The sequence below is a fragment of the Acidaminobacterium chupaoyuni genome, assembly GCF_047936785.1.
Taxonomy (GTDB): Bacteria; Bacillota; Clostridia; order Oscillospirales; family Butyricicoccaceae; genus Acidaminobacterium; species Acidaminobacterium chupaoyuni.
In genome coordinates this window covers 121,337-143,824 of sequence record NZ_CP176394.1, presented here as the reverse complement: position 1 = coordinate 143,824, position 22,488 = coordinate 121,337, and the positions used below count along the sequence as shown (strand labels likewise).

Here is a 22,488-nt window from a genome sequence, read left to right as displayed (position 1 = left end):
TGTTTCGCGGCGCCCCGAGCTGCGAGCAGAACAGGCCGGGCGGAGAACGGGCCGCGGAAGAATATAAAAAAGCCGCAGAACAGCGTTCTGCGGCTTATCAGCGATAAAATTAAAGGATGGTCAGCACAAAGGTCAAAACAATGAAGCAAATTGCCACGACGGTGGTCATTTTTTCAAGTTTTGCATCCAGCGAACGCGCTTTGTTTTTGCCGAAGAAAGTATCGGCAGCGCCATCGATCGAGCCGCTCATGCCTGCCTGCTTGCCGGATTGGAAAATTACCGTCAGCACCAGAAGCACCGAAATAATCACTTGGATAATTGTCAGGATCAAACGCACAGTCTCACTCATATTAAAAACCTCCGGCTTATTATCATTCATTCTGCGGGGAAGCACCAACCTGTTCCGACGCATTGTGTATGATATCATATCTTTGGAAAAAATGCAAGAGATTTTGAAAAAAACCATCCGGCTTCCCCAACCGCGGGCGCAAAAAACGCTCTTTTCCTGTTTGGCGGGCCCCAAAAAAGAAAAAATTTTTTCAAAAAAGCAAGATAAGTCCTGTTATTCGTACAAATGTTCGATTATAATAAAGCCATCGATGAAAAAGACGCGGAAAAAGGGCCGACGCCCCAACGCCGCCGGTGATAAACAGAACAGGCGGCGGGCTTTGCCGCCGAAAGGAGAACAGGATGGAAGCGTTACAGGGGATGACAACGATTTGCCTGCTGCTGGGCATGGCCACGATCTTCAGCGGCATCTGCGACCTTTGCCGCATGAAGAGAGAAGAAAACGAAGAAAAACGGCAGCCGCCCAAAGAAAATGTGATCTATCTGCGGCGACAGGATTTTTATGAAAAACAGCCCCGCCGAAAGGCCGAATAGCGTGGAAAATTGCGCCTGTCTGTGGTATGCTGAAAGCAAAGCCATTTGGAAAGGGGCAGGAAGATGAGCTGTATGCTTTGCCCGCGCCGCTGCGGCGCAAAAAGAGAAGAGGGTGCCCGGGGGGTCTGCGGCGCAGACGGCGCCTTGAAAGCCGCGCGGGCCGGCCTGCATTTTTGGGAAGAGCCCTGCATCAGCGGCGTCGGCGGCAGCGGCGCCGTTTTTTTCAGCGGATGCCCGCTGGGCTGCGTGTTTTGCCAGAATTACGCAGTTTCCCACGAAACGCAGGGGCAGGCGATTTCTGCAAAGCGGCTGGCCGAGATCTTTCGCCGGCTGGAAGCACAGGGGGCCCATAACATCAATTTGGTCAGCCCCACGCCTTATGTGGAAGAAATTATAAACGCACTGGATATTTACAAACCGAATATACCAATAGTTTATAACACGAGCGGCTATGAGCGGGTGGAAACGCTGGAACGCATCGACCCTTATATCGATATCTACCTGCCCGATCTGAAATATGTCAGCCCCGAGATCAGCAAAAAATACAGCGGCGCGGGAGATTATTTCGATTATGCTTCCCGCGCGGTGCTGTGGATGCTGGGGCGGAAAGCCCCCGCGCAGTTCGATGAAAACGGCATGATGCGCCGCGGCGTGATTTTGCGCCATCTGGTGATGCCCGGGAACCTGCGGCAGACCTATCTTTTGATCGACTGGCTGAAAGACCATGTGGCGGCGGATACGCCCATCAGCCTGATGGGGCAATATTTCCCCGCCGGCCGGGCGGCGGAATTCCCCGAGATCGCGCGGCCGCTGCGCCCGCGGGAATATGAGCGCGCCTGCGAACGGCTGATCGGGGCGGGCTTCACACAGGGATATTTTCAGGAACTGGCGGCGGCCAGCGAGGCTTTTGTGCCGCAGTTCGACGGCAGCGGCCTGACGGAGGAAAAGGATGAATAGACCGGGCGACTGGATCCCCCGGCCTGTTCTGGAGGTCATGGAACAGCTGGAGCGGAAGGGGTTTCGCGCATGGGTGGTGGGCGGAAGCCTGCGCGACCTGCTGCGCGGAAAACCGCCTCACGATTTTGACCTGGCATCCAACGCCCCGCCGCAAAAACTGGCGGAGCTTCTTCCGGATGCGCGAGTGGTGGAAACGGGCCTGAGATTCGGCACGGTGACGGTGCTTTACGGCGGGATGTCCATCGAGATCACCCGCCTGAGGGTCGAGGGCGATTATCGGGATGGGCGCAGGCCAAACGCCGTTTCCCCCACCGAAGAGATCGCGGAAGATCTGGCCCGGCGTGATTTCACCATCAACGCCATGGCGTGGCGGCCCGGCGAAGAGATCTGCGACCCCTTTGGCGGCCGGCAGGATTTGAAAAGCGGTCTGCTGCGGGCCGTGGGCCGGCCGCGGCAGCGCTTTGAAGAAGACGCGCTGCGCATTTTGCGCGGCATGCGCTTTGCTTCGCAGATGGGTTACCGCATCGAAGGTGAAACGGCGGCGGCCATCCACGAAACAAAAGGGCTTTTGAAGCAGATTTCGGCCGAGCGGATCTGCGAAGAGATCTGGCGCATGATTTTGGGCGAGCATCCCGTGGCCGTGATGACGGAATTCGCCGATGTGGTGGCCGAGGCGCTGCCCGAGCTTGCGCCGATGATGGGCTTTCCCCAGCACAGCCTTTATCATATTTATGATGTGTGGGGCCACACGCTGCGGGTCATCGCGGGCGCGCCGCAGGAACCCGTTACCCGCATGGCGGCGCTGCTGCATGATTGCGGCAAACCGCAGATGCTGACGATGGATCGTTTCGGCCACGGCCATTTTAAAGGCCATGCGCCCCGGGGCGCTTTGCTGGCCGATGAGATCTGCCGCCGCCTGAAAATGAGCCGCCGCCGGCGGGAGCAGGTGGTGCAGCTGGTGCGCTGGCATGATGAAGATATCCCGCCCAGCGATGCGCAGGTGCGCCGCTGGCTGGGCTTTTTGGGCGAAGAGCAGATGCGGCGCTTTCTCGACCTGCAGGAAGCGGACAGCCGCGCCAAATCCGCCCGGTCGGATACACAGTTCGCCGAAGATCTGCGGCGGCGCATGGAACAGGCGCTGGCGCGGAAGGATTGCTGCCGCATCGATCAGCTGAATATCACGGGGCGGGAACTGATGGCGCTGGGCATCCCCCAGAAAGAGATCGGCCGGGCCAAACAGGCGCTTTTGGAACAGGCGCTGGAAGACCCCGCCCGGAACAGCCCCCCCGCTCTGCGGGAAAACGCGCTGGCATGGTGGCGCCGCCAAACCGGGCAGCCGGGCGCAGCCGTTATTTTTTAAGAAGAAAAAGGGCAGTATTTGCAAGAAAAAGCTTCACTTTCGCAAGAAATGTAAAGCGCAGCGGCCCTTTTTTTGTTGGCAGGGCGAAAAGGATATTGTATAATAAGGTCGCCGGATAAATCGGAAAAAAACGGATTTATCCTCAAAGAGAAACAATGCCGCGGGCGCGGCAGAAAAGGCCCCGCTTTGGCGGAGTTCTATAACCTGAAAGGTGTGGTGAAAGAAATGGAGATCAAAAAAGCAGCCACCGCCGGAACATTGGAATCCAGCGATGTTTATGTGGAGATCGAACCGGCAAGCGGCCTGAAACTTCACATCGAATCGGTGGTGCAGCAGCAGTTCGGGCAGGAGATCGACCGCGTGGTTCGTGAGGTTTTGAAGGAAAACGGTGTGGAAAACGCCGCCGTTTCTCTGAACGATAAGGGCGCTGTGGAATGTGTCATCCGCGCAAGAGTGGAAACCGCCCTGCGCCGTGGGGAAGGAGCGATGGCGAAATGAGACGCAGTATGCTGTTTATGCCCGGCAATAACGCCGGAATGCTGCTCAATGCAGATATCCTGGGCGCCGACGCGGTGATCCTCGATTTGGAAGACGCCGTATCCCCCGCCGAAAAAGACGCCGCGCGCATCCTTGTGCGCAACGCGCTGAAATATCTGGGTTATGAAAAATGCGAAGTGGTGGTGCGCATCAATTCCGTCGATACGGAATTCTGGAAGCGCGATCTGGAAGAGATCCTGCCCCTTCGCCCCACCCTCATCATGCCGCCGAAGATCAGCTGCGCGCAGGATGTGCTTGTGGTGGATGAATATATGAAACAGCTGGAAGCCAAGCTGGGCTTTGCGGAAAACACCGTGGGCCTCATCCCGCTGATCGAAACCGCCATGGGCGTTGAAAACGCCTATGCTATCGCATCGGCAAGCCCCCGCGTGAAGGCGATGCTGCTGGGCGGCGAAGATCTGACGGCCGATCTGCAATGCAAGCGCACAAAAGAAGGCAACGAGATCTTTTACAGCCGCAGCCGCATTGTGGTGGCCGCCCGCGCCGCAGGCATCGATTGCTATGACACCCCCTTCACCGATGTGAACGATGACGAAGGCTTATGCAAAGACGCGGAATTCGCCAAATCGCTGGGCTTCACCGGCAAATCGGCCATTTCGCCCCGCCATGTGGCCAGCATCAACGAGATCTTCAGCCCCACTTTGGCCGAGATCGAATATGCCGAAGAAGTGATGGAAACCATCCGCGTTGCCAAGGAACAGGGCAAGGGCGTGGTTTCGCTGAGAGGAAAAATGATCGACGCGCCCATCGTGGCAAGAGCGCGCCGCGTGTTGGAAACTGCAGAAGCTATGGGGGTGCGCATCCATGAATAAGGTTGTTTCTTCGATCAAAGAGGCCGTGCGCCTTGCCGGCGTGAAAGACGGCATGACGGTGTCTTTCCACCATCATCTGCGCAACGGCGATTATGTTTTGAACATGGTGATGGAAGCCATCGCCGAGCTGGGCATCAAAAACCTGACGGTGAACGCTTCTTCTGTGTTCGATGCCCATGAACCCCTGATCGGCCATATCAAAAACGGCGTGGTCACAGGGCTGGAAGCAAACTATATCGGCGGCGTGGTGGGCCGCGCCATTTCTCACGGCGTGCTGGATAAGCCCGTCACCTTCCGCACCCACGGCGGCCGCCCCGCGGCCATCGAAAGCGGCGAAGCGCATATCGATGTGGCCTTTATCGCCGCGCCCACCAGTGATACCATGGGCAACTGCACCGGCAAATATGGCAAAGCCGCCTGCGGCAGCATGGGCTATGCCTTTGCCGACGCCATGAATGCCGATAAAGTGGTGGTCATCACCGATCATCTGGTTCCTTATCCCCTCACTGATTTTTCCATCAGCGAGATCTATGTGGATTATGTGGTGCAGGTGGAATCCATCGGCAACCCCGCCGGCATCGTTTCGGGCACCACCAAGATCACCCGCGACCCTGTGGGCCTTGTGATGGCCCAATATGCCGCAAAGGTGATCGAAAATTCGGGCCTTTTGAAAGACGGCATGTCTTTCCAGACAGGCGCAGGCGGCGCAACGCTGGCCGCGGCCAAATATCTGAAGGATATCATGCTTAAAAAGAACATCAAGGGCAGCTATGGCCTGGGCGGCATCACCAGCTATATGGTGGATATGCTTAACGCGGGCTGCTTTGAAGCGCTTCTGGATGTGCAGTGCTTCGATCTGGGCGCGGTGGAATCCATCCGCACGAACCCCCGCCACCGCGAAGTGACAGCCACCCACTATGCAAGCCCCAACGCCAAGAGCAGCGCGGTGGACAGCCTGGATGTGGTACTGCTGGGCGCCACACAGATCGACACCGATTTCAATGTGAATGTGCATACCGATTCCAACGGTTATATCATGGGCGGCAGCGGCGGCCACAGCGACACGGCCGCGGGCGCAAAGCTCGCCATGATCATCGCCCCGCTGACAAGAGCGCGCCTTTCCATCGTCACCGATCATGTGCTGACGGTTTCGACCCCGGGCAGCACCATCGATGTGCTGGTCACACAGCGCGGCATCGCCGTCAACCCCGCCCGCGCGGAACTGCGCGATCAGCTGAAAGCCGCCGGCCTGCCCATTGTGGAAATCGGCGAACTCAAGCGCATCGCGGAAGAGCTGACGGGCAAACCCCAGCCCATCCATCTGGGCAGCAAGACCGTTGCCAATGTGATCTATCGCGACGGCACCCTGCTCGATACCATCAAGAGCGTCGATTAAAAAACACCGGCGCTTTGGACGCAAAGCAAAACGGCAAGCCGAAAGGCTTGCCGTTTTTTGATGGAGAGAGGCTGATGCGGCTATTTGACACGGCGCCGCTTCTTTGGTATCATCAGGCAAAGGACCGATGAAAGGAGCCGCACAATGAAAAAATTCATCCCTTATGAAAAACTTTCGAAAAAAGAACAGCGGAAGCGCGATGCACAGCGCCGCAGCACCTGGGGCGCGCTGAACCCCGTAACAAGAAAACCCGAAAACGCGAAAGCCTATAACAGACGAAAGGCACGGAAATGGAGCGATGACTCCGATCCCGTGCCTTTTTTCATGCTTTAAAACAGCTGACCCGGCAGCTTCTTCTTTTCTTTCGGCGGGAACGCCGCGTCAAAACGCAGGGCTTCCGCTTCACTTACGAAATATCCGTCGGGGTCGCGATAGGTGCCGGTGACGCCATCCAGAAAACCGGGCTTCAGTTCGCAGATCAAAAAATAGGGCACCTGCGCATCACGCGGTTCATCGGCGTAATGGATGCCTTTGGTGCTGGCGATGGCAAAGCCTGATTTGCCGTAAAAACCGATATTGCCTTCGATGGCCAGCGCGCCCGCGCCCAGATGTTCCGCCCTGCGCATGGATTCGCGCAGCAGCATGGTTCCATAGCCCTGCCGCTGGCAGGCGGGATGGATGCTGAGGGGGCCGAAGGTCATGATGGGGAGATCTGTGCCGCTGTCGGTATGGATCTCGGATCGGGCATACATCACATGGCCGATCAGTTTTCCGTTTTGCTCAAGAAGCAGGCTCAGCTGAGGGATGAAATCTTTCCTGCCGCGAAAACAGTGGAGAACATAGTGTTCAAGACAGCCGGGGCGGTAAACATTCCAAAACGCCTCACGGGTCAGGGCTTCGGCGGCGGCATAGTCTGTGGGGGTCTCGGGGCGGATGATAAGTTCGTTTTTCATTTCTGATTCCTCCTGTAAATTGATGGTTGTCAATTCTGGGAGGTTTGAGCGGGATTCGGCAAACCTCCCGGTCAGCCGACACGCTCTGAGGTGTTGTTTTTCAAACAGCAGCTCTCCTTATAATGAATTTGAAAAAGCCGCGGCTTTCTCTTGAAACCAGTATAGAGCAGCAAGCCGCCCTTTGCAAGAGCGGTTTGGAAAACAGCAGGCCGGGCCGCGGCAGAAAAACAATTCGTGAAAAGCGCGGCGGCGGGCAAAGAGGCTGTGAAACCGCGGGAAATCATGGTATGATGAAAGCAGGAAAAACGACCCGCCGAAGAACAGGCCGGAAAGCGTGCGGTTTTTAAAGAGAACGCGGGCGGCCCAAACCAATGGGGCGGGGGGAAGCGTAAAAACAGGCTTTTTGCCTGCGGAGGTGATGCGGGATGGCTTCTAACAAAGAATATCTGGATTTTATCCTTGAAAAGCTTTCCGGTTTGGAGGATGTTTCCTATCGCGCCATGATGGGTGAATATCTGCTTTATTATCAGGGCAAAATCGTTGGCGGCATCTATGATGACCGCCTGCTGGTGAAACCGGTGGAAGCGGCCGTCGGGCTTATGCCGGGGGCTGCCCGGGAACTGCCTTACGCGGGCGCGAAAGAAATGCTGCTGGTGGAAAATGTGGAGGACGGGGCCTTTTTGGCCGGGCTTTTTGCGGCGATGGCTCCGCAGCTGCCGATGCCGAAAAAACCGCGCTGACGCCCGCGCCCAAAACCACGGGCGGGGCGGGGGAAACTTGATTGAAAAAAGCGGCTATGATATACTGACTGCTGTGCAGACAGGAGAGCATCTGACGGCCTGCCCATGATAGGACCAAGGCTCGCCGGGCAGCCGGCGGCCGAAAGAGCATCAGTGGGCGGCAGCCGTTTTTGCAGCCTGCGCGCCCATGGCGGCGCGTGGAAAGAATGAAAGGGCGCTTTGGCGCCATCGGAAAACGATAGAACGCATCAAACGGAAGGCAGGGGTCGATTTGGAAGGCAGCTTTGTTTGGGAATTTTATGAAAAACCCTTTGGCGGCGCGGTTCGGCGGCGCTTGGAACGGTTTTTGGCGGCGCAGGGGCTGGCCTATGACGAGCAGATCGAGAAAACGGCGGTCTGTTATGACGGCGAGGGGCAGATCGCGGCCACAGGTTCGCTGGACGGCAGCACTTTGAAATGTATTGCCGTGGCGGAAGAATACCGCGGCATGGGCCTTACCGCGGCGGTGATGACACAGCTGCAAAGCGCGGCTTTCGCGGCGGGGCAGCATCATCTGTTCCTTTTCACCAAACCGAAAAACGAAGAAATGTTCGCGCCTTTCGGGTTTTATCCCATCGCGGCCACCGAAGAGATGCTGTTGATGGAAAACAAAAAGAACGGCATCGCGGATTTTGTGAACGGGCTGCAAAAGGGAAGCGGGCTGCAGGGCTGCGTGGTGGCCAATTGCAACCCCTTCACGCTGGGCCATCGGGCGCTGGTGGAAGTTGCGGCCAAAGCCTGCGACACGCTCCACCTGTTCATCCTTTCCGAAGATAAAAGCCTGTTCCCTTCCGCGGTGCGCATGGAGCTTGCCAAAGCCGGCACCGCCGATCTGCCCAATGTGCTGGTGCATCCCACTTCGGATTATCTGATCTCTTCGGCCACCTTCCCCACCTATTTTTTAAAGGAACAGCAGATCTTGAGCGGAGCGGGCGGGGCGCTGGATCTGGAGATCTTCTGCCGCTGGTTTGCCCCCGCGCTGGGCATCACGCGGCGCTTCATGGGGCAGGAGCCCTATTGCCCCGTGACGGCCCGTTATAACGAACAAATGAAGCAGATCCTGCCGCGGCATGGCATCGAAGCGGTGGAGATCCGCCGAAAAGAAGAAAGCGGCAGCGCCATCAGCGCATCGCGTGTGAGAGCTTTGATGGCGCAGGGGCGCGTGGAAGAGATCCGCCCGCTGGTGCCCCAGACCACATGGGATTTTTTGCAGACCTCTCAGGGCAGACAGCTGATCGAAAAAGCCGCGGCCGCCGAGAAATGACCGACCGCGAAGGAGCGTGAAAAATAATGCCAAGACCCACAAAATGCCGGCGTGTCTGCGCGCTGCCGCGCAACCGAAGCTTTTTTTGCAGCAGCGGCCCGGAAGAAAAGCAGACGCTTTGCATGACGGTGGAAGAATATGAAACCATCCGCCTGATCGATGGCGAAGGGCTGACCCAGGAAGAATGCGCCGCCCGCATGGATGTGGCGCGCACCACGGCTCAGCGCATCTATCTCAGCGCCCGCCAAAAACTGGCCGGGTTTTTGACAGAGGGCGGCAAGCTGGAAATTTCGGGCGGAAGCTATGCCGTATGCGCCCGGCCCGATTGCGGCGGCCATGATTGCGGGGGGCGGGGCTGCCCCGGCCGCCGGGAACATCCCTGCTGCGGTAAGGGGCACGCGCACCGCGGCGAAACGGAAGAAAACGAAAAAACAGATCGATGAACCGGGGCGCGACGCAAAACGAAGCGGCCGGGATCGCCCCCGCAGGAAATTGCGCCCGGATCGTTTGCCGGCGCAGCCCGCGGGGCCGCTGCCCGGCAGACCGAAATTTTGCGGCGCGCTTTTTCTTTTGGCCCGCCGCGCGGGAAACGCAAAATCCGCCAAGCGCCGATGCTGTTTTGTATACATCAATGCAATAAAACATAAATGCACCAAAATTTGAAAAATCGCTTCATTTTCTTCGTTTTTTGCACTTTTTCGGGTAAATTCATCAGAATCATTTTGACAGCAGAGAACGGATTTGATAGAATTGGTGCAGTGAGTGGACAAACTCCGAAACCCACACCCGCGAGCCGGGGATACGGGCTCTATTGAAATCTTTGCAGCAGCAAAAAGGAGATCATCATGCATAAGTTTATTGAAGTGTTGAACAAGGAAGTCGTTCCTGCACAAGGGTGTACCGAGCCGATCGCTGTGGCGTATGCAGTGTCCATCGCATCGGAGCAGGTAGAAGGCGAAATTGAAAGCGTTCAGCTTTACCTGAGCGGGAACATTGTAAAAAACGCACTCGGCGTCGGCATCCCCGGAACCGGCATGACGGGCATCGATATCGCGGCGCTGTTGGGCGCGGTGATCAAGCGTTCGGATAAGAAGCTTGAGATCCTTTGCGATATGACCCCCGAACAGCTGGAAAAGGCAAACGCCCTGTTGGAAAAGAAGGTTTTGCGCATGGCGCTGGCGGATTCGCCCGAGAAGCTGTATGTGCAGGCCGTGGTGAAAACCAATCAGGGAACGGGCCGCTGCATTTTGCAGAAAGAACACACCAATGTGATCCTGATCGAGAAAAACGGCGAAGTGGTTTTTGAAAAGAAAGAAGAAGCCACCGCCCAATCGAACGATCATGTGAGCATGAGCGTGGATGAAATTTATGATTTTGCCATGAATGCCCCCTTTGATGACATCTCCTTTATTTTAGAGGGCGCAAAAATGAATAAAGCCGTTTCCAACGAAGGCCTGCGCGGCGATTACGGCCTGCGGGTGGGCAAAGCACTGAAGGGCCAGCTGGAAAACGGTTTTCTGGAAAGCAACTATGCCAACGAGATCGTCGCGGCGGCCGCCGCGGCTTCCGATGCGCGCATGGATGGCTGCGCAATGCCGATCATGACAACGGCGGGCAGCGGCAACCAGGGCATTTCCTGCACAGTGGCCGTGGCGACACTGGCCGAAAAAATGAACAAAAGCCAGGAAGAGCTGGCGCGCGCGCTGGTGCTCAGCAACCTGATCACCATTCATGTGAAAAGCGGCATGGGCCGCCTTTCCCCCTTATGCGGTTCGGCGCTGGCCGGCGGCTGCGGTTCTTCCTGCGCCATGATCTATCTGATGGGCGGCACACTGGAACAGATGAAGCTCGCCATCAACACCATGCTGGCCAACCAGACCGGCATGATCTGCGACGGCGCCAAAACCACCTGCGCGCTGAAAATCGCTTCGGGCATGCAGGCGGCCGTTCTGGCCACGACCCTTGCCCTCAACGGCATTGCCCCCTGCTGCAAAGAAGGCATCGTCTGCAAGGATGTGGAAGATACCATCAAAGGTTTGGGCAAAATCGCCACCACAGGCATCCCGAACCTCGACCCCACCATTCTGGATGTCATGCTGCATAAATAAAAAACAGAACGCCGATCGCACAGAGCGGGGCTTGTGAAGCGCCGAAAATCAGCGATGATCGGCGGCCGCAGGCAGATGGAACGCGCTCGACAGGTTCGACAGGGCTATGCGGGAAACAAGCCCTTCGTCTATTCCTGTTTGTCTAACCGGAAAATGCGGCGCATTGAAAAATTAAATTGTTTGCAAGGGAACAGTACCGCTTCAGGGGCTGTTCCCTTGACGCTATTTTGGCGGCAGGCAGATTTTCGGCCGTGGGGCGTTTTGCTTTTTCGGCAGGGATGCCCCGGAACACGGCATTTTCAGCAAAAACACGGTTTTCGCATCGCCGGAGCTGGTGCTCAGCAAGACGCTGCGCACCGGCTTTATTTTATAAGCGCCCCATGATGGCGAAAGCTTATCCGGCTCTGCATAGCGGCATCCCTCATGCGCGTGCTGAGCGTGCGATCCGTTTTTGCGCAGTAAAAAAACCTCTGATGCGACGCGTCACATGAGAGGTTTACAAAAAAGATAGGATTCTATTTGCGTTTTGCCGAAAAAGCCGCTCCGCCTGCTTTGGAAAACGGATGCCGCTTTTCGGTCACATCGTGTCGAATTTATAACCGATCCCTTTGATGGTTTTAATATATTTTGGGTTTTTGGAATCATCCTCGATCTTTTCTCTCAGCTTGGAGATATGAACTTTCATGGTTCGTTCGTCGCTGTTGATATAAGAACCGTAAATGTTTTCATAAAGCTGCTTTTTCGTGAAAACCTTTCTGGGCGACATCATCAGTTTCCCCAAAATCTTATATTCAGCCGGGGTCAAATCGACAGGAACTCCGTTCTTCGTGCATAAAAACTCGTCAAAATTCAGATATAACCCGCCGGCCTGCACGCTGCGGCATTCGCTTGGGTTTTCGGACACAGCGCCCAGCTCATGGTATCTGCGCAAATTGGAATTGACGCGGGCCAGAAGCTCGATGGGGCTGAAGGGCTTGGTGATGTAATCATCGGCGCCCAGGTTCAAACCCAGGATCTTATCACTTGAAGCATCTTTGGAAGATAAGAGGATAATGGGGATGTTGCTGTTTTTTCGGATCCACTGCGTCAGATCATATCCATCCATACAAGGCATCATGATATCGGATATCACCAGATCGATTTTCTTTTTCGTCATGATCCGCTGTGCTTCCAGCCCATTGACGGCAGGAAAAACTTCACAATGGTTTCCTTGCAGATAGAGCGTTATAATGTTTAAAAGTTCAGCATCATCCTCCACAACCAAAATATGATATTTTTCTGATACGATCATGTCAACACCCCGAACAATACAATTTCAAGTTATTATTATATAGGAAAGAAGCATGGCGGCACAAGCCTTTTCAAAGCGTTTGCCTGCGTTATGCTTATAAATGCAGCCAGACACAGGTAAAGGTAGATCATCATTTTGTTCTTATGCTGTTTTATCATACGATGATAATGATTTTCCATAACAGTGCATCTATATGCATTGCATGAGTTTCATGTTGACATGGGCGGAAAATCGGTTTTATAGAATGGAGGAAAGTATGAACTACCAAATTCTCGTGGTTGAAGACGATATGGAGATTATATCTCTGCTGCGGCTTTATCTTGAAGCGGCACAATATGATCTCTATGTTGCGCAAGACGGGGAATCAGCGCTTGAGGCATTCCATGCGCGGGAATATGCGCTCATCATTATGGATATCATGCTGCCGGATATCAGCGGATATGAGCTCATCAAAAAAATCAGAGAAAGCAGCAACACCCCAATTCTTATCTTATCGGCTAAAAATCATGAGTATGACAGAATATTGGGGCTGAACCTGGGGGCCGACGATTATTTGACAAAGCCTTTTGACCCGCTGGAATTTGTGGCAAGGGTCAATGCAAATATTCGGCGGTTTTATAAATTGGGCTCGGCAAGCGGCGACACAAAGCTTAACCAAACCATCGTATGCGGAGATCTTACCCTGGATATGAATGCGTTTACTGTTATCAAACGCGGCAAAGTCATCCCGCTCACTTCCACGCAGTTTAAAATACTTGCCAAGCTGATGGGTTCGCCCAATCGTATTTTCCCGCGCTCGCATCTTCACGATGTGCTAAGCGGTGACTGCATCGATATCGACAGCAACACCATCAATATGCATATTTCCAAAATAAGAGAAAAGATCGAGGATGACCCCAAAAAGCCGAAATACATCAAAACGGTTAAAGGGCTGGGTTATAAATTTGAAAAGCCCGAATGAAACATATGCTGTCAGGGCGATCCATCCTGTGCAGCCCGGTTGCTTCTATCCGCATGAAAACGCGCAAAGCGCGCGCTTTCTAAAGACTCATGCGCCGTTCAAGCCCCGACAAAGATCTTTGTCGGGGCTTGAACGCGTTTTGCGGGAAGCCCTGCGGCGGAAGAAAACTCGGATGATTTAATAATCGGGGTCTTTGGGCGCGAACCAGTCGATGGTTACCGTGGTGCCCACCCCGACGGTGCTTTGAACATCGATTTTGCCGCCTTTGAGCGACAACAGCCGTTTCACGGTGAAAAGCCCCAGCCCCGGGCCCTGCGCCGGCTGCATGGGGGTTTGTTTGACCTGATAAAACGGCTCGAAAATAAAGGGCAGCATATCGCCTGAGATCCCGACGCCGTTATCGCGAATGGTCACCTGAAAATGCGCCCGCGGCGAAGAGGATCTGATTTCGCGCAGATGCACATGGATGGCCTGCCCTTCATCCGAAAAGATGGATGCGTTTTTAACGAGCTCCATAACAGAGCTTTGCAAATAGCATTCTGAACCCAGCAAATGAAGCGAATCCAGCGGTTCACAATCGAAAATCAGCGTTTGCCGCCTTTGGGCCAGCAGTTCTTCACATTGCTGCCGGAAGGTTTCGATGACCGAGTGCAAATCGATGGTATTGCATCTCAAACGCGGGCAGGTGGGATCTGAATGATCGGAAAGCAGGATCTGCTGAATGGTTTCCTGCATTTCGCGCGCTTCCTGATAGATTTCGGCGGCACAGTCGCAGATCTGCTGAGAGGCGCCCCGGTCTTTGAGAATCTGCTGGGCGCTGCGGAGGATGCATTCAAGAGGGGTCCTCAGATTTTTCCACATGGCGCAGGCAAGGCGCGATTTGATCTTTTTCATCTGCTCTGACCGCTGTTTGATTTTCTCCAAAGTTTGCGCCTTCTCATCCTGTTCGGCTGCGGTATCCGAACAGGTATATAAAACAAGCCCGCTCTCTTTTTCAAAATAATACATGCGGTGTTTTTTCAAGGCTGACGGAGCGGCGGGGAAGAAGCTGTATCCGATGAATTCATATATCGTGTTATGCACAAGCTTTGTTTTGATGGTTGACAGGCAGAAATGCTGCCTGACCAGTTCTCTGTGTGAAGTAACAGTGAACTGATTGCACAACGCTTCAACGACCTGATCATAGGGCAGCCCGAGAAACGGGGCAAGGGCGGTATTTTTTTCTGCGCCGCGCAGAAAGGTGAAGTGGTTTTTATTTAAATCAATCAGCATAACAAAGTCAAATTCTGATAAAATGACTTTTTCGAGCATTTCCATATGTTTGGGTATTGTCATTGATCGGCTCCCTTCTTTTTAGAACAATGATTTTATAGATCGAGTGTGCTTTTTTCGGCAAGCGTTTCTTCTGTCAAATCATCCCGGGCGGCTATGGGCAATCGAATTTCAAACAAAGTGCCTTTTTGCTGTTGATCGCAAAGCTCGATACTGCCATGCTGCGCGGAGATGATTTTTTTGACGATTGCCAGCCCAAGGCCGGAACCATGGTTGGAGCTGCGTGATTGATCTCCTGTTGCAAAGGGTTCGAAGAGATGATCCTTTTTTCTTGAGACAGCCCGATGCCGTCGTCGCCGATCTGAATAATCGCCTGCCCCGATGAACCATAAACAGAAACGAAGATCGTTGTGCCGGGGGGATTGTATTTCATCGAATTATTCGACAGATTTTCCATCACGCGGATAAACAGGGCCTTGTCGATATTGCAAACGATCTCTTCGTCAGGGATTTCCGCATCAACAGTAAAATCAAACGCGGTGATCTCTTCATACTTTTCGGCAAAAAATTCCTGAACGAAACCGCAGATATCCACCGCTTCCATGCACATGGCCAGATCGGGATGTTCCAGCTTGCTGTAATCGTGAAAATTGGTGATCAATTCACTCAATCGGTTCATCTTTCTTAAAATCGCATCCAGATATTGCGGCTGCTGCTCTTTGGGGATCATCCCATCGCGCAGGGCGGCAACATAGCCCTGGGCAATGGTGATGGGCGTTTTCAGATCATGGGAAATATCCGCCAGAAGTTTTCTGCGCGCATCTTCGGCCTGCTGCTGGCGCCACCGGCTTTCCGCCAATTCTTCTGATAAGGCGCGAAGATTTTCGGCCAGTTCGCGAAGCTCTTCCGGGCCGGTATATCCTTTTAAGGGGTCGCCGTTTCCGCGCCCGAAGCTGATGACCGCATCATTGATGGGCGCAAGATAATTGCGCACTCGTTTCGCCATGATCAGCATGGCCCCGATTCCCAAAAGGATATAGAGGGGAATGATCGCCAACTGCATCTTTTTTCTGGAGGAAAAGAGATCGTTATATTCTTCGGCAGACGGCGTGCGAATATATAAAACGATCGTTCTGTCTTCCCGGTCGGGGGTCACATAATCGACCCTGAAGGCGTTGCCGCCATCGGGCGCCTGACCAAGCAGGAAGGAAAGCTCCCTTTTTGAAAATGCCTGTCTGTTTTGAAAAAGAGTTCCGTCTAAGATCGACCCGTCAGAGCGAAGAAGCGTATAGCCGTTCATATTCGACCGGCCGTCAGGCAAATATGTCTGTTTTGTGAGCAGCGCGTAAGGCTCCCCGGAAGTGTTTTCAAATTGAGAATAGTTATAGGTGTATTCTGCGTTATAGGCCTGAATGCATTCCAGCTCTCTGAGCGGAAAATCTGTGTAGCTGGTATGATCGTTCGTAAACAAAACATGCCCTTGTGCATCCAGCAGGAAAAGGTGGTCATCCGGCCCCAGATATTCGGAGATGCTCAGATGAAAATAATCTGCATCCTGCAGTTTGACCGCTTTTTTCAGAAAAGTATCCAGATCATAGGAAGGCATCATATAATGGCAGAGCTTTGTGACGCTGTAAAGGATCAGCAGCCCTCCGAGAATAAGCGAGAGGGAAAAGGCAATATAATTGTGTATAAAAAAGCCGAAAAAGCTGATGTTTTTCTTGTTTCGTTTTTTTATGGCGAGTGCCTCAATGCGCCGCTGGGGCGATTGCATTTTTAGGCGTTTTTTTATGTTGTTTTTTCTGCTCACTGTAATTCCTCAACATAGCAATTTTTCCCCTGCTCTTTCGCGCGTTTCAAAGCATGCTCTGCCCGGGTCATGGGCTGCGTCAGGTCGATATCGCTGTTTGTCAAAAGAGTGCCGCCGATGGATACCGTGATGTGAAAATATTCATCCGACACCAAATAAGGCGTTAGCCCCACATTTCGGATGATTTTATTGGCGAGCAGGCTGCATTCCGCCCCGTTTTCTTCGGATGCAATGACCACAAAGGAATCATCGCCCCAGGAATAGATACGGTTGCCCACGCCGATGGTTTCCTGAATGCAGAGCGCGGTCTGTTTCAATATGGTCTGGGCCATTTTTCGGCCGTATCTTCGGTCGATGCGATGCATATTATCCACATCGATCAAAAACAGAGAGAGAGTGCGGCCTTTTTTCAGCGCTGCCGAACAGCTGTCACAGAGCATTTGTTCGTTGCCGTGCAGAGCATCGATAGGCCAATTCTGCGGGCCGTCAGCCTTGCGCAGCCTGCGCAGGGCCCGCAGGAACAACACGGTCAGCCCCGCGAAGGCAAGAACAAAAATGCTGATGATGACTGCGGTATGGATCGCCGCGAGCCGCCGGATGTATTTGCTGCCGCAGCGGAACAGCGCATCGGCATAATGCACGGTATCCTGAACGGGTTTCCCCACCGCGACGACCCATTGAAAGGGCTTGTAGAGTTTCGCGTATTCATATTCCGCCGCGGCTGCATCGCCCATATCATTTTTAAAATGACGGGATTGGAACAGTTCACCGTCTTCCAAAAGTCCTTCCAATTCCGTTCGGTATGGGAAATTGCCCGAAAGATCTTGTTCGCCTGTGGAGAGGTAGGTTCCTTCTGAAGTTTTAAGGCGGGGGCTGATGATGCGGATGGCATAACGCTCGCCGCCTTTAAAATTCAGAATTTGATTGACCCAAAAATGCGTGTTGTCTGTATCATCTGCGGATGCAAGCTCGTTGTATATTTGTTGTTTGACCAACAGATCCACATCTTCCTGATAAGCATAAAGCATAATGTGACACTGCTTTACGGATAACTCTTTTCGAAAATCGGCCTGAATCTCTTCATAGCGGTCAAACTGTTTGTTCTGGCGGCCGTAAAAAGTCAAAGAATCCGAATCGGTGTTATATAATGCGGCGAACAGCTGCGGCGTGTTTTTATCCGCCTGATATTCTGAAATGGTGGCGCGCAGAAAAAAATCCAGCTGTTCCACCGGCAGGTGCTGCAGCTGAGCGCTTAAAATATTGAGTTCCGAACGGAGCAGCTCAACGGCTGCTTTGCGTTTTTGATCGATCCGCGCGATTTCACTGTTGACCATGGCTTTCAGCTGCTGCCGGGTATCTTTCACCGCGACTGCGGTCAGCATATCATGGGTATGATCTGAAATGGTATAAGCCAGAAAGGTGATGGTGTTGATCGTTGCCACAAGCAAAAAAAGCCATAGCATGGCTGTGAAAAAAAAGCTGCGTTTATAAACCTTCATATTTTCCCCTATGTTTCCCCCAGAACGCTGCTTGAAAACGAGCGGCAAGGTGTGTATTTTTTTCTGTTCCACGATAGATAGTTTTCTTGGTACATGCCTGTAAAGGTGGAGTTCATCATAGATCTGTTTTGAATATCGATCCCCAAATACACCTTATCCATGCTGCTTTTTCTGTCAGAGCGTGTTTAAAACCATTGTTTCATAATAAATGCCGCGCGGCTGCGCCGGCATGCAGCGCATCCTGTGAACAAGCCCCAATGGGATGGGACGGTGCCGCAGGTTTGGTTTTTCGCCGCATCGCATCTCTTCGCAAAACCCATGGCCAAATGAAATGTTTTGCAAAAACAAGCCGCAAAACACAGGGGCTTTGCCGATGAAGCATCAAAAAGCTTAAATCCCATGGGTATTATACTTGAACCGCAGAGCAATATCAATCGTTTTGCCCTTTTGGGGGCAGCGGGATTGATAGATCCTGTCGATAAATCGACAGGATCTTTTTTATTTCTGTGCATGGGTTGAACGCAAAATTTGATGGATCTGCGGCGGGCCTGTTTCGACAAAATAAGAGGCGGCTCTTTCAACTTGCCGATTTTGTGGAATAACATGATTGACGGCATCATGGGGATTTTCTGGGAATGCTGCATTGCGTTTGCCATGGTGAGCCGATGGAATAGAGATTGTTTGATTGGGGGAAAAGGGATGAAGCCCGGTTTTTATGCATACATGCTGTTCATCGTGATTTCCTTCTGCATGGATATACGATGTCTTCTTCGTTTGAGAAAAAACAATACCGATATCGGTAAAAAGACAAAAGGTGTTCTGCTTTTCAGCGCGCTGGCCATTGTTTTTTATGCGCTGGCCGTTTTTATGGCAAAGGACTGCATCGACACCAAAAACCTTTGGCGGCTCAAATCGATGAGCATCGCCTGGATGAGCTATTATTTGGTGCGTTATGCTCAGGTATATACGGGGCAGCATCGGTTTTGCAGGCAGCTGCATTATGGCGCTTTGGCGCTTGCGCTGCTTGATACGGCGATTTTAGCTTCGGGAATATGCAGTTATGAAGTTACCGCATATTCTCCGTTTTTATTCAAGGGCATCGAACATTGCTCCATCGGCTGCAATATTCTTCATTTATGCCACCTGAGCATCTGCTATGTTTTGGCGGGCAGCGCCGTTGCGATCGTGATCGCGAAATATCGCAGGACGCCAAAGATCTATTGCTGGCGATATGGCCTGTTCTTCCTGCTCATGGGCGGTTCTGTTTTGCTCAACGGCCTTTTCCTGCTGGGGCCGGTGTTCGGAACGGAATATGATCTTTCGATCATCACATATGGGTTCACGGCATATCTGCTCGATTACACCACTTTTCGCTTCAAACCGGTTGGTTTTATCCGCAGATTCCATTCTTTGCTGGTGGATGTTTCCACCGATGGCATGGCGATCTTCGATTACCGCGGTATTTTAGTGTCGTTCAACCGGGCGTGCGCCGATATCTTTGCCCTGGAGAATGCCCAGATCGGGGCGCTTACGCTGGATGAATTTGTGAGCGCGAAAGGCTTTCCCATTAACAGGCGCGAGGCGCTGCAGAAAGCTTTTGAAATAACCGTGGCTTCCGGGGAAGGAAAAGAGCGCTGTTACAGCGGAAATTATGTGGAGATTCAAGATGAACAGCGGCTTTTTGTGGGGAGCTACTTTGCATTTCGAGATATCACAGAAGAAAGCAAGCTGAGAAAAAGAGAGGAATTTTTGGCCACCCGCGATCATCTTACGGGAATTCCCAACCGTTCGTTCTTTTTGCAGCAGGCCCAGGCGATGCTGCTTGAAAACGCCGACACCGAGTTTGCGGTGGTGCGCTTTGATATCGACAACTTTAAAATCGTCAACGAACTGTTCGGCAATAAAGCCGGCGATCTTGTTTTGAAATCGATTGCACAGATGCTGGAAAGCAATTATCCCATGGGGGCCTATTCGCGGCTGGATAAGGATCATTTTGCGCTGCTGGTGCCCGCCGCGAGCCTTGATCTGAAACAGCTCAATGACAATATCAAGGCAAGCATCAGGCAGCTGAACCTGCCCATCAATCTGCGGGCCAGCATCGGTGTTTACGCCGTGAAGAATCATGCGGTGCCAATGGATCAAATGTGCAACTGGGCCGCCATGGCGGCGCGCACCGTGAAAGGGAACTATTACGATTATTTTGCCTATTATGAAGGCGAACTGCGCGAGCAGATGCTGCGTGAGCAGGAGATCATAGGCGAGATGGAAGAAGCGCTTAATTCGGGGCAGTTTGAAATTTTTCTTCAGCCGCAGATCAACCATTCCACCAAGCAGATCGTGGGGGCCGAAGCGCTTGTTCGCTGGCGACACCCGGATCACGGATATGTTTCGCCGGCGCAGTTCATCCCCGTTTTTGAAAAAAACGGGTTCATCACGCAGCTGGATCAATATGTGTGGGAATGCGCCTGCAAGTGTTTGAGCAGCTGGGCCGACAGAGGCGGAGCGCTGCAAAACATCCCCATATCGGTGAATATTTCGCGGATGGATTTTTACAGAACGGATCTGTGCGCCATTTTCATCGCGCTGATCGAGAAGCACGAACTGCCGCCTTCCATGTTGAAACTGGAAATTACAGAATCCGCCTATATCGATGACCCCGAACAAGTTATTTTCACGGTGAAAGAGCTGCAAAAGAACGGTTTCACCGTGGAAATGGATGATTTCGGAAGCGGCGATTCCTCGCTGAACACCTTAAAAAACATTCCGGTCGATGTTTTAAAGCTGGATATGAAGTTTTTGCGGGATGACGGTGATAAAGAAAAAGGCGGAAACATTCTGCATTCCATCGTGAGAATGGCCAACTGGATCAACCTTCCGGTCATCGCCGAAGGCGTTGAAACCAAAACCCAGGCAGATTATTTGCAGACCATCGGCTGCAATGTTATTCAGGGATATTATTATTCGCGGCCGGTGCCCATCGACGAATTCGAGAAATTGGCGGAAAAGAACGCCAAGGCCGCCGCGGATACAGAAAAAAACAACCCCCTGCCGGAAGCGGCCATCCCCGAAAAAATGTGGGATCCGGATAGCTCGGCCTCTATTTTGTTCAATTCGTTCTGGGGCGCGGCCGCGATCGTGGAGCTGTTTGACGGCAACCTTGAAATATTGCGGTGCAACAATAACTTCTGCACCGCCTGCGGCATCGAGGAAGAGATGTTCAGGCGCAGCTGGACAGAAATCCTTCAGCTTGTCCATCCGGAAGACTGCGGCAGGATGCTTGAACTTTTTCACGATGCTTACGCCGATTCCGCCAACTGGAAAGAATGCAGCTGCCGCTGGAAGATCAGCGCCGAACAATACTGCGCTTTCAAGGTGCATGCGAAATATATCGTTTCGCATGGAGAACGGCAGACCTTTTGCTTGATCGCTCAGCGTGAAAACGACGCATGATCGGATCTCCCGCCATATCTTCAAAGTCATCCCTGCTTTAAAAAGCCGGATGCTGCTGAACATATTCCCTTTGAGCTGTTGCCGGAACACCCGCGAAAACCAGAATTTTTAGAAAGGAGACTTTTTTTGAACAAAACAGAATTGATCCAGCAAGCGGCGGAAGCAGCCAATATGTCAAGAAGAGATGTCGGCATGGCCTTTGACGCGCTGCTTTTGGCATCTATGAAAGCCCTTGAAAGCGGAGAAAAATTGCAGTTGATGGGATTCGGCGTGTTTGAAGTAAAACATCATCGCCGCCTGGCCCGCTGCACTGCTCAAGATATTTCAGAAACACCGACAAATCACAAAAGCGTTATCTTCCGCGCGGGAAAAGCGCTGAAAGAAATGGTCAATAAACAGGAACAATGAGAAAAACACAAAGGCGCACCGTGAAAATCGATATGGATCACGATGGAGAAAACAAGAGCAGGATCGTTTGGGAATGGTTGAACGGCGCGCCTTTATTGAATGAATGATATCGGCCGCATTGCTGTTTGGAAAACAAACAGCGATGCGGCAGCTGCAAATGCATGAGCAAATTCGGTGGCAGACTAAAAACGGGCAGGCATCCGCAAGGCACGGATGCGCTTTTGGAAGAGACCGACTTGATTCACCGGGGCAGTCAACAGGCATTTTTTTCGCACCGCCGCAAACCAAATGTTGCCTTGCCTCAAAACACCCTCTCGCTTGCCGGTATGATTTTAGATGTAGTTTGCTCTCTTGCAGGGAGCAAACCGCATCTTTTTTGCCTTTCCTCCTTTGTTGCGGCGAAAAAACAGGAACAAAAAAGCATCGGCTCTGCGCCTTTAGGCGAACGCCTTACAGGGGAAACCCTATCGGCCCCTTGCGGAAAGCCCCGCGCTTTTTCGGCAGATCATGTGCAGCCCTTTGAAAATAACTGCGCCAAGTGAAAGAGAAACGGGCGGCCGCGGTTTGAAACCGGCCGGCTGAATCATTCTTTGCCTGGCGGCGGAAATATATTACAGATGATATAAAACTTAATAGGCCAGAAAAACAGTAATATAAAGTAAGCTTTATGCTGTGTAAACCTTTATTTTATGTATAGTTGATATACTGTGTATAAATTCCAAAAAATC

General features: G+C 52.7%; 22 protein-coding genes and 1 pseudogene. 16 read left to right on the top strand and 7 right to left on the bottom strand.

The window, feature by feature from the left end; genetic code table 11:
- Positions 1 to 109: 109 nt before the first annotated feature.
- Entirely contained in the window at positions 110 to 349 is a 240-nt protein-coding gene (secG, locus tag ACJA3I_RS00670; protein ID WP_458862849.1) for a preprotein translocase subunit SecG, read from the bottom strand.
- A 341-nt stretch (positions 350 to 690) separates the two neighbouring features.
- Here secG and ACJA3I_RS00665 point away from each other — a divergent pair, with 341 nt between their 5' ends.
- The 7 genes from ACJA3I_RS00665 to ACJA3I_RS00635 all read left to right on the top strand — a co-directional run bounded on the left by ACJA3I_RS00665 (position 691) and on the right by ACJA3I_RS00635 (position 6,298).
- Complete coding sequence (locus ACJA3I_RS00665; protein ID WP_458862848.1) at positions 691 to 882, top strand: hypothetical protein; 192 nt, start codon at positions 691 to 693, stop codon at positions 880 to 882.
- A 63-nt stretch (positions 883 to 945) separates the two neighbouring features.
- Positions 946 to 1,839 (top strand): radical SAM protein, encoded by an 894-nt coding sequence (locus ACJA3I_RS00660; RefSeq protein WP_458862847.1) that lies wholly within the window; start codon positions 946 to 948, stop codon positions 1,837 to 1,839.
- Positions 1,832 to 3,199 carry a CCA tRNA nucleotidyltransferase gene (locus tag ACJA3I_RS00655; RefSeq protein WP_458862846.1) on the top strand — a complete coding sequence of 456 codons (1,368 nt, stop codon included), beginning with the start codon at positions 1,832 to 1,834 and terminating at the stop codon, positions 3,197 to 3,199. The genes ACJA3I_RS00660 and ACJA3I_RS00655 overlap by 8 nt, the downstream gene beginning before the upstream one ends.
- Positions 3,200 to 3,385: 186 nt before the next feature.
- Positions 3,386 to 3,697, top strand: coding sequence for a citrate lyase acyl carrier protein (gene citD / locus ACJA3I_RS00650; RefSeq protein ID WP_458862845.1), 312 nt, complete (start codon positions 3,386 to 3,388; stop codon positions 3,695 to 3,697).
- Positions 3,694 to 4,569, top strand: coding sequence for an HpcH/HpaI aldolase/citrate lyase family protein (locus ACJA3I_RS00645; RefSeq protein WP_458862844.1), 876 nt, complete (start codon positions 3,694 to 3,696; stop codon positions 4,567 to 4,569). Before citD ends, ACJA3I_RS00645 begins: the two co-directional genes overlap by 4 nt.
- Positions 4,562 to 5,965: a citrate lyase subunit alpha gene (gene citF, locus ACJA3I_RS00640; RefSeq protein ID WP_458862843.1), complete on the top strand. Its 1,404-nt coding sequence runs from the start codon at positions 4,562 to 4,564 to the stop codon at positions 5,963 to 5,965. The genes ACJA3I_RS00645 and citF overlap by 8 nt, the downstream gene beginning before the upstream one ends.
- Positions 5,966 to 6,109: 144 nt before the next feature.
- Positions 6,110 to 6,298: a hypothetical protein gene (locus tag ACJA3I_RS00635; protein WP_458862842.1), complete on the top strand. Its 189-nt coding sequence runs from the start codon at positions 6,110 to 6,112 to the stop codon at positions 6,296 to 6,298.
- Here ACJA3I_RS00635 and ACJA3I_RS00630 read toward each other — a convergent pair.
- Complete coding sequence (locus ACJA3I_RS00630) at positions 6,295 to 6,918, bottom strand: GNAT family N-acetyltransferase (RefSeq protein ID WP_458862841.1); 624 nt, start codon at positions 6,916 to 6,918, stop codon at positions 6,295 to 6,297. The genes ACJA3I_RS00635 and ACJA3I_RS00630 overlap by 4 nt on opposite strands.
- 425 nt (positions 6,919 to 7,343) lie before the next feature.
- Between ACJA3I_RS00630 and ACJA3I_RS00625 the strand changes: the two genes are divergently transcribed.
- The 4 genes from ACJA3I_RS00625 (at position 7,344) to ACJA3I_RS00610 (ending at position 11,069) form a co-directional block, all read left to right on the top strand.
- Complete coding sequence (locus ACJA3I_RS00625; protein WP_458862840.1) at positions 7,344 to 7,658, top strand: TfoX/Sxy family protein; 315 nt, start codon at positions 7,344 to 7,346, stop codon at positions 7,656 to 7,658.
- Between the two features lie 271 nt (positions 7,659 to 7,929).
- A complete protein-coding gene (citC, locus tag ACJA3I_RS00620) occupies positions 7,930 to 8,961 on the top strand; it encodes a [citrate (pro-3S)-lyase] ligase (RefSeq protein WP_458862839.1) in 1,032 nt (343 codons plus the stop codon).
- 26 nt (positions 8,962 to 8,987) lie between these two features.
- Positions 8,988 to 9,404, top strand: coding sequence for a DUF134 domain-containing protein (locus ACJA3I_RS00615; protein ID WP_458862838.1), 417 nt, complete (start codon positions 8,988 to 8,990; stop codon positions 9,402 to 9,404).
- A 402-nt stretch (positions 9,405 to 9,806) separates the two neighbouring features.
- Positions 9,807 to 11,069 (top strand): L-cysteine desulfidase family protein, encoded by a 1,263-nt coding sequence (locus ACJA3I_RS00610; protein WP_458862837.1) that lies wholly within the window; start codon positions 9,807 to 9,809, stop codon positions 11,067 to 11,069.
- Positions 11,070 to 11,646: 577 nt separating this feature from the next.
- Here ACJA3I_RS00610 and ACJA3I_RS00605 read toward each other — a convergent pair.
- A complete protein-coding gene (locus tag ACJA3I_RS00605) occupies positions 11,647 to 12,360 on the bottom strand; it encodes a response regulator transcription factor (protein WP_458862836.1) in 714 nt (237 codons plus the stop codon).
- A gap of 256 nt (positions 12,361 to 12,616) precedes the next feature.
- On the opposite strand from ACJA3I_RS00605, the gene ACJA3I_RS00600 reads away from it, so the two are divergent.
- On the top strand, positions 12,617 to 13,321 hold the full coding sequence (locus ACJA3I_RS00600; RefSeq protein WP_458862835.1) for a response regulator transcription factor: 705 nt from the start codon (positions 12,617 to 12,619) through the stop codon (positions 13,319 to 13,321).
- 177 nt (positions 13,322 to 13,498) lie between these two features.
- Here ACJA3I_RS00600 and ACJA3I_RS00595 read toward each other — a convergent pair whose 3' ends face one another.
- Entirely contained in the window at positions 13,499 to 14,656 is a 1,158-nt protein-coding gene (locus tag ACJA3I_RS00595; RefSeq protein ID WP_458862834.1) for a sensor histidine kinase, read from the bottom strand.
- 32 nt (positions 14,657 to 14,688) lie between these two features.
- Positions 14,689 to 15,599, bottom strand: a pseudogene (locus tag ACJA3I_RS00590) (sensor histidine kinase).
- 606 nt (positions 15,600 to 16,205) lie between these two features.
- Between ACJA3I_RS00590 and ACJA3I_RS00585 the strand changes: the two are divergent.
- The gene (locus ACJA3I_RS00585; RefSeq protein ID WP_458862833.1) at positions 16,206 to 16,373 is read left to right on the top strand and encodes a hypothetical protein; all 168 of its coding nucleotides are present in this window, start codon (positions 16,206 to 16,208) and stop codon (positions 16,371 to 16,373) included.
- A 26-nt stretch (positions 16,374 to 16,399) separates the two neighbouring features.
- Here the strand turns inward: ACJA3I_RS00585 and ACJA3I_RS00580 are convergent, their stop codons facing one another.
- Both ACJA3I_RS00580 and ACJA3I_RS00575 read right to left on the bottom strand, forming a co-directional pair.
- Complete coding sequence (locus ACJA3I_RS00580; protein ID WP_458862832.1) at positions 16,400 to 17,902, bottom strand: sensor domain-containing diguanylate cyclase; 1,503 nt, start codon at positions 17,900 to 17,902, stop codon at positions 16,400 to 16,402.
- Between the two features lie 185 nt (positions 17,903 to 18,087).
- Positions 18,088 to 18,558, bottom strand: coding sequence for a hypothetical protein (locus tag ACJA3I_RS00575; protein WP_458863859.1), 471 nt, complete (start codon positions 18,556 to 18,558; stop codon positions 18,088 to 18,090).
- On the opposite strand from ACJA3I_RS00575, the gene ACJA3I_RS00570 reads away from it, so the two are divergent.
- The 3 genes from ACJA3I_RS00570 (at position 18,506) to ACJA3I_RS00560 (ending at position 22,302) form a co-directional block, all read left to right on the top strand.
- Positions 18,506 to 21,352: an EAL domain-containing protein gene (locus ACJA3I_RS00570; protein ID WP_458863805.1), complete on the top strand. Its 2,847-nt coding sequence runs from the start codon at positions 18,506 to 18,508 to the stop codon at positions 21,350 to 21,352. The two genes, ACJA3I_RS00575 and ACJA3I_RS00570, sit on opposite strands and share 53 nt — an antisense overlap.
- A gap of 126 nt (positions 21,353 to 21,478) precedes the next feature.
- Positions 21,479 to 21,760, top strand: coding sequence for an HU family DNA-binding protein (locus ACJA3I_RS00565; protein ID WP_458862831.1), 282 nt, complete (start codon positions 21,479 to 21,481; stop codon positions 21,758 to 21,760).
- A gap of 161 nt (positions 21,761 to 21,921) precedes the next feature.
- On the top strand, positions 21,922 to 22,302 hold the full coding sequence (locus ACJA3I_RS00560; protein WP_458862830.1) for a hypothetical protein: 381 nt from the start codon (positions 21,922 to 21,924) through the stop codon (positions 22,300 to 22,302).
- Positions 22,303 to 22,488: the final 186 nt, after the last annotated feature.

Excerpts from the sequence above, each read along its gene's own strand:
- secG (WP_458862849.1), bottom strand. The coding sequence starts at position 349 with ATGAGTGAGACTGTGCGTTTGATCCTGACAATTATCCAAGTGATTATT.
- ACJA3I_RS00665 (WP_458862848.1), top strand. The coding sequence starts at position 691 with ATGGAAGCGTTACAGGGGATGACAACGATTTGCCTGCTGCTGGGCATG.
- ACJA3I_RS00660 (WP_458862847.1), top strand. The coding sequence starts at position 946 with ATGAGCTGTATGCTTTGCCCGCGCCGCTGCGGCGCAAAAAGAGAAGAG.
- ACJA3I_RS00655 (WP_458862846.1), top strand. The coding sequence starts at position 1,832 with ATGAATAGACCGGGCGACTGGATCCCCCGGCCTGTTCTGGAGGTCATG.
- ACJA3I_RS00645 (WP_458862844.1), top strand. The coding sequence starts at position 3,694 with ATGAGACGCAGTATGCTGTTTATGCCCGGCAATAACGCCGGAATGCTG.
- citF (WP_458862843.1), top strand. The coding sequence starts at position 4,562 with ATGAATAAGGTTGTTTCTTCGATCAAAGAGGCCGTGCGCCTTGCCGGC.
- ACJA3I_RS00635 (WP_458862842.1), top strand. The coding sequence starts at position 6,110 with ATGAAAAAATTCATCCCTTATGAAAAACTTTCGAAAAAAGAACAGCGG.
- ACJA3I_RS00630 (WP_458862841.1), bottom strand. The coding sequence starts at position 6,918 with ATGAAAAACGAACTTATCATCCGCCCCGAGACCCCCACAGACTATGCC.
- ACJA3I_RS00625 (WP_458862840.1), top strand. The coding sequence starts at position 7,344 with ATGGCTTCTAACAAAGAATATCTGGATTTTATCCTTGAAAAGCTTTCC.
- ACJA3I_RS00615 (WP_458862838.1), top strand. The coding sequence starts at position 8,988 with ATGCCAAGACCCACAAAATGCCGGCGTGTCTGCGCGCTGCCGCGCAAC.
- ACJA3I_RS00610 (WP_458862837.1), top strand. The coding sequence starts at position 9,807 with ATGCATAAGTTTATTGAAGTGTTGAACAAGGAAGTCGTTCCTGCACAA.
- ACJA3I_RS00605 (WP_458862836.1), bottom strand. The coding sequence starts at position 12,360 with ATGATCGTATCAGAAAAATATCATATTTTGGTTGTGGAGGATGATGCT.
- ACJA3I_RS00600 (WP_458862835.1), top strand. The coding sequence starts at position 12,617 with ATGAACTACCAAATTCTCGTGGTTGAAGACGATATGGAGATTATATCT.
- ACJA3I_RS00595 (WP_458862834.1), bottom strand. The coding sequence starts at position 14,656 with ATGACAATACCCAAACATATGGAAATGCTCGAAAAAGTCATTTTATCA.
- ACJA3I_RS00585 (WP_458862833.1), top strand. The coding sequence starts at position 16,206 with ATGGCAGAGCTTTGTGACGCTGTAAAGGATCAGCAGCCCTCCGAGAAT.
- ACJA3I_RS00580 (WP_458862832.1), bottom strand. The coding sequence starts at position 17,902 with ATGAAGGTTTATAAACGCAGCTTTTTTTTCACAGCCATGCTATGGCTT.
- ACJA3I_RS00570 (WP_458863805.1), top strand. The coding sequence starts at position 18,506 with ATGATTGACGGCATCATGGGGATTTTCTGGGAATGCTGCATTGCGTTT.
- ACJA3I_RS00575 (WP_458863859.1), bottom strand. The coding sequence starts at position 18,558 with ATGGCAAACGCAATGCAGCATTCCCAGAAAATCCCCATGATGCCGTCA.
- ACJA3I_RS00560 (WP_458862830.1), top strand. The coding sequence starts at position 21,922 with ATGAGCAAATTCGGTGGCAGACTAAAAACGGGCAGGCATCCGCAAGGC.